Source organism: Saccharopolyspora sp. (assembly GCF_017434145.1).
Lineage (GTDB): Bacteria > Actinomycetota > Actinomycetes > Mycobacteriales > Pseudonocardiaceae > Saccharopolyspora_C > Saccharopolyspora_C galaxeae.
Map to the genome: position 1 here is coordinate 1 of NZ_JAFRFW010000809.1, position 5,337 is coordinate 5,337.

At 71.7% G+C, this 5,337-nt stretch carries 7 protein-coding genes; 2 read left to right on the forward strand and 5 right to left on the reverse strand.

Annotated elements, in window-relative coordinates; all coding sequences use genetic code 11:
• The coding region (locus IJH84_RS21970) for an adenosylcobinamide-GDP ribazoletransferase (protein WP_295148446.1) at positions 1 to 480 on the forward strand (480 nt) is incomplete at its 5' end.
• A gap of 10 nt (positions 481 to 490) precedes the next feature.
• On the opposite strand, the gene IJH84_RS21975 is transcribed toward IJH84_RS21970, so the two are convergent.
• The 3 genes from IJH84_RS21975 to IJH84_RS21985 all read right to left on the reverse strand — a co-directional run bounded on the left by IJH84_RS21975 (position 491) and on the right by IJH84_RS21985 (position 3,267).
• Entirely contained in the window at positions 491 to 775 is a 285-nt protein-coding gene (locus IJH84_RS21975; RefSeq protein WP_200071196.1) for a MoaD/ThiS family protein, read from the reverse strand.
• Between the two features lie 178 nt (positions 776 to 953).
• Positions 954 to 2,036 carry an exo-alpha-sialidase gene (locus IJH84_RS21980; RefSeq protein ID WP_200071195.1) on the reverse strand — a complete coding sequence of 361 codons (1,083 nt, stop codon included), beginning with the start codon at positions 2,034 to 2,036 and terminating at the stop codon, positions 954 to 956.
• 127 nt (positions 2,037 to 2,163) lie between these two features.
• A complete protein-coding gene (locus IJH84_RS21985; protein ID WP_295148448.1) occupies positions 2,164 to 3,267 on the reverse strand; it encodes a branched-chain amino acid aminotransferase in 1,104 nt (367 codons plus the stop codon).
• Between the two features lie 214 nt (positions 3,268 to 3,481).
• Between IJH84_RS21985 and IJH84_RS21990 the strand changes: the two genes are divergently transcribed.
• The gene (locus IJH84_RS21990) at positions 3,482 to 3,778 is read left to right on the forward strand and encodes a hypothetical protein (protein ID WP_200071193.1); all 297 of its coding nucleotides are present in this window, start codon (positions 3,482 to 3,484) and stop codon (positions 3,776 to 3,778) included.
• 59 nt (positions 3,779 to 3,837) lie between these two features.
• On the opposite strand, the gene IJH84_RS21995 is transcribed toward IJH84_RS21990, so the two are convergent.
• Together IJH84_RS21995 and IJH84_RS22000 are read right to left on the reverse strand one after the other, a co-directional pair.
• Positions 3,838 to 4,503 carry a DUF402 domain-containing protein gene (locus IJH84_RS21995; RefSeq protein ID WP_200071192.1) on the reverse strand — a complete coding sequence of 222 codons (666 nt, stop codon included), beginning with the start codon at positions 4,501 to 4,503 and terminating at the stop codon, positions 3,838 to 3,840.
• Between the two features lie 3 nt (positions 4,504 to 4,506).
• Positions 4,507 to 5,337: amino acid permease (locus tag IJH84_RS22000; RefSeq protein ID WP_295148456.1), on the reverse strand; the 831-nt coding region annotated here is incomplete at its 5' end.

Sequence of the window (5,337 nt, forward strand, 5' to 3'; positions counted from 1 at the left end):
CCGCCGGAACGCGCGCTGAGCGTGATGCGCGACGGCGGAACCGGCCCGTTCGCCGTGGTCGCGCTGATCGTGGTGATCGGCGTGCAGGCGACCGCGTTCGCGGAGATCGCCGCGTCCGGCCGGTGGGCCGCGGTGGTGCTGGCCTGCGCGGTCGGCCGCGCCGGTTTCGTGCTCTGCTGCCGGCGCGGCATTCCCGCGGCGCGGCCGGAAGGGATGGGAGCGCTCGTCGCGTCCTCGCAGCCGATCGGCACCGTGGTCGCCTGGTGGCTGCTGCTCGCCGCGGCCGCGTTCTGGCTGCCCGGAACCGGGTGGCACGGCCTCGGATGGCTCGGCCCGCTCGCGGTCGTCCTGGCGGCAGCGGCGCTCGCCGCGTTCAGCGCGCACACCCGCCGCAGGTTCGGCGGGATCACCGGCGACGTGCTCGGCGCCGCCGCCGAACTGGGCTGCACCGTCGTGCTCGCGGTGACCGCGCTGGGCTGAGCGGCGCCGATCAACCGCCCGCGACCGAGGCCACGACCTGGATCTCGGCGCCTTCCCGCAGCCGCGAACCCGCCCCGGCGAGCCCGCGGCACTCCTGCCCGTCCAGGTAGAAGTTGACGTAACGGCGCAGCGCGCGGCTCTCGTCCCGCAGCCGCCGCTCCAACGCCGGATGCCGTGCCGCGACCACGTCCAGCGCCCCGTCCAGCGTCGGGTCGCCGTCCAGGTCGAGGTCCAGCCGCGCGACTCCCCCTGCCTTGTCCTGCAACATCCGCGGCAACACCAACGTCACCTGCATCGTGATCACCTCGAGAAGGTTCCGGATCTCTAAGAAGTTCTTTCAGGATGATTTGCGTAGCGGTGCCGGTAGCGGAATCTCAGCGGCTTCCTCGCTGCCCCTTGCCGGTGTGACCGCGCTTTCTGACGTATGCCCCGTCGGCCGCGATCGATCAGGTCGGCGAAACGCCTGCGAGGACTCACAACACCGCCGCGCGCAGCGACATCACGTCCGGCAAGTGGTCCGCCACCCGTTCCCAGCTGTCCCCGTCGTCGGCGCTGGCGAAGACCTCACCGGAACGGGAACCGAAGTACACGCCTGCCGGATCGGCGTCGTCCACGCACAGCGCATCGCGCATCACCGCGGACCAGAACCGCTCCGGCAAGCCCTCGGACAGCGCGGTCCACGAATCACCCGCGTCCTCGCTGCGGTACACGCGGCACCGGCCTTCCGGTGGGTAGCGCGTTGCGTCGGCGGTCAGCGGGAAGCCGTAGATCACGTCCGGCCGGTGCGGGTGCGTCACGATCGGGAACCCGAAGTCGCTGGGCAGGCCGTCGGCGATGGATTGCCAGGACTCGGCCGCGTCATCGCTGCGGTACACGCCGTGGTGGTTCTGCAGGAAATAGCGCTCCGGTTTGGCCGGGTGCTGCGCGACCTTGTGCACGCATTGGCCGAACCGCGGGTATTCGTCCTCCGGGAAGAAGTACGCCCGCACGCCGCGGTTGCTCGCCTCCCAGTTCCCGCCGCCGTCGGTGGTGCGGTAGACGCCGCCGGTGGACATCGCGACCACCACCCGCCGGTGGTCGTGCGGATGCGGCAGCACCGAATGCACGGCCATCCCGCCGAAACCCGGCGTCCAGTGCTCCCGGTCCGGGTTGTCCCACAACCCGCGGACCAGCTCGTAGGTCCGGCCGTGGTCTTCCGAGCGGAACAGCGCGGAGGGTTCGGTGCCCGCGTAGACGACCTCGGGCTGGTCCACCGGCCCGGGCGCGAGCTGCCACACCCGCTCCAGCGCCGCGCCGGTGTCGGCGGGGAACGCGATCGGCGCCGCGTCCGGCTCCTGCCAGCTGGCACCGAGGTCGTCGCTGGTGACCACGCTCGGCCCGTAGTGCGTGCTGGACGCGCCGACCAGCAGCCGCGGCGCGCGCCGCCGGGTGTCCACGGCCACCGCGTAGATCTCGGCCATCGGCAGGTGCGGTCCGGTCACGTCCCAGCCCGATCCGGTGCGCCGCGCCAGCCAAAGCCCCTTGCGGGTTCCGATCATCAGTAGTGCGTTCGGCATGGTTGCTCCCCAGTGAGTGATGTGCCTCACCGGCAAGCTACTCCGCACCCCCGACAACGACCCGGGACGAAAGCAACGGCGCCTCTCCGACCAGCGGAAAGGCGCCGTGCGAAGGGTCCGGGGCCGCTCAGGCGAGCTTGGTCATCCAGCCGTGCTCGTCGGGCTCCGCGCCCTGCTGGATCTTGGTTAGGCGCTCGCGCAGCCGCATCGTGACCGGGCCGGGCTCGCCGTCGGCGATGGTGAACTCGCCTTCCTGGTGCTTGACGTGCCCGACCGGCGTGATCACCGCGGCGGTGCCGCAGGCGAAGACCTCGGTCAGCTCGCCGGAGCGGGCCTTCTTCTCCCACTCGTCGGTGGTGATCCGCCGCTGTTCGACCTGCAAGCCCAGGTCCGCGCCGAGCTCCAGCAGCGACGACCGGGTCACGCCGGGCAGCAGGCTGCCGGACAGCTCCGGGGTGACCAGCCGCGCGCCAGGGCCGGAGCCGAGCACGAAGAACAGGTTCATCCCGCCCATCTCCTCGACCGCGCGGCGCTCCACCGCGTCCAGCCAGACGACCTGGTCGCAGCCGTTTTCCACGGCCTCGGCCTGCGCGGCGAACGAGGCCGCGTAGTTGCCCGCGAACTTCGCGGCGCCGGTGCCGCCGGGCGCGGCCCGCACGTACTCGTGGCTGAGCCACACCGTGACCGGCTTGATCCCGCCCGCGAAGTAGGAACCGGCCGGTGAGGCGATCAGCGCGTAGAGGTATTCACTGGCCAGGCGGTTCACCCCGAGGCTGACCTCGGTGGAGATCATGAACGGCCGCAGGTACAGCGAGCTCTCGCCCGCCTCCGGCACCCACCGCCGGTCGATGGCGACGAGTTCGCGCAGCGAGTCCAGGAACACCTGCTCCGGCAGCTCCGGCATCGCCAGCCGCTGCGCGGAGCGCTGGAAGCGGCGGGCATTGGCCTCCGGGCGGAACGCGGCGACCGAGCCGTCCGGCTGCTGGTACGCCTTCAGGCCCTCGAAGATCGCCTGCGCGTAGTGCAGCACGGTGGTCGCCGGGTCCAGCTCCAGCGAGTGGTACGCCTCGACCTGCGCGTCGTGCCAGCCCCGCTCGGCGGAGTAGCGCACGGTCGCCATGTGGTCGGTGAAGAACTTCCCGAAACCCGGGTTAGCCAGTACCTCGGCCCGTTGCCCGTCGGTGGCCGGACGCGAACTGGGGAACCGGGAAAACGAGAGGTCTTCGCTCATGGCGCAACCGTATCGCGCGCCTGCGAGCAGTGGATACCGGGACTGCAGCGGTCGGGCCTCCGAGTTTTCCCGCAGCAGCAGCAGAGTTTCCTGGCCCGGGAACGGACCGCGATCGGACGTGCCGCCCCGGTGGCGAATCGATCCGCGGCGGTGCCGCAGAACTGTCCGGAAGAATCCGCGCCAACCCTTCACGGCGACGCTCTATGATGTCGGCATGACCCATCAGAACGACGTGCCCGCGACGACCGGGCCGACGACGGTGCAGCAGGACGCGCTGGCCGCCGCGCTCGGACTGCTGATGCCGTTGGGCGGCGGGCTCCTGGTGCTGTGGGGCTACGCGTGGCTGGGAGTGTTCGGCGCGGTCGTCGGCGTGGCGGCCGTCGCGTTCTGGGGTTTCTGGTGGTACGGCAAGCACCACTCGTTCTTCCCGAAGGATCTGCGCGGCGGCAGCGTCGGCGGGATCGCCGCGCTCACGGCGCTGTTCGGGTTGTTCTTCTTCCTCGCGCTGTAACTGTCACCCGTACGTCGCGGTGAAACCGGACCCGCGATGGAATCGCCGACCGGCTCCGATCACCGCACGAGTTCGGCGGGCAGCGTGGGCAGCGGCCAGGACGGGTCGGGCCGGGCGTCGCAATAGCTGCCGTCGAACGGGAACCGGCCCGCTTCGGCGAGTCCCGCCATCCGCTCCCCTTCGGAGCGCAACCGGCGCAGGTGCGCCTCGTCGATGCGGCCTGCGGCCAGCGCGGGCGCCAGCTCGTCCTCGTCCTTCCACGCCCAGCGGCCGCCGGGGAAGACCTCCAGGTCCAGCACCCCGTCCACGCGGTCCACACCGGTGTCGTCCCGGCCCAGCGGGACCTCCAGGTTCACGTACCAGTTGCGGAACTCCCCGTCCGGCTCGAAGAACCACCACACCGACGACCAGTGCCACGCGGAGACCATCCGCAGCGTGGGCGTGCCGTGCCAGACCGACAGCGCTGGGACGCGCACGCCGGAGAACCGCTCGTGCATCGGCAGCTCCCGGGGTTTGCGCCCGTCCGGCGAGGTCGTGATGCGGATCGGGGTGCCCGCGGGAACCCAGCACAGCGTCCGGTCCGGCGCGTCCTCGACTACCCGCGCGGGGTGCACGGTCCCGAGCGACCCGTCGAGGCGCCAGAAGCGGTAGAGGATCTCCGCGCCGGGCGGCCACTCCGCCTGCGCGATGCCGGACTTCCCGCGTTCCGGACTGCCTTCGAGCATTCGTCATCTCCAGCGCCGTGCGATCGGGCCCGCGGCCAGCGGACCCGCGATGACCACCACCAACGTTGCGAGCATGGCATGGATCGACATGCTCATGGCCAGGATCACCGCCAATCCCATGCCGAGGCAGGCCGAGCGCATCCGCCACACCTGCTCGCTCGCCAGCAGCACCCGGGCCGCGGCGTTGGCCAGCGCATGGTGCACCAGCAGGCAGCACGCCGCGAACGCCATCGCCGCCGCTGGCTGCACCAGCACCGACACCGCCGCGGCGAGCAGCCCGCAGCCCAGGTCCAGCAGGTAGGGCGTGCCGTAGCGGCCGTCGCGGGCCAGCACCCGCGGCAGGTCGCCTTCGCGTTGCACCGACAGCGCGGTGGAACGCAGCGATTCCAACAGCGCCAGCAGCACCGGCAGCATCGCGAGGCCGGCGCCGAGCCCGACCGGTCGCCGCAGGTCACTCGCACCCGCGGCGTCCAGCGCGTCCAGCAGCGGCCGGTCCGAAAGCGCCAGCCGCGCGGGGCCGAGCTGGTGCAGCAGCGCCAAGGCCAGCACGCACATCAGCACCGCGGCAACGATCAACGCCGCCGACGTCCCCCATCGGACGACGACGCCGCGTTGCCGGTCCCGGTCCTCCGAGGGTGCGGTGAGGCGCTCGAATCCGAGGAAGCCGAAGAACAGCAACGCGGCCGCTCCGGTGATCCCGATACCGGCGTCGCCCTGCGGCATCCCGGCCGCGGGCGCGGCGGCCGGCTCGATCGCGAAGCAGGCCGCGATCACCACACCGAGCACGGCGCAGGTGAGCCCGAGCCACAGCCACGCCGCAGTGCCGCGGATGCG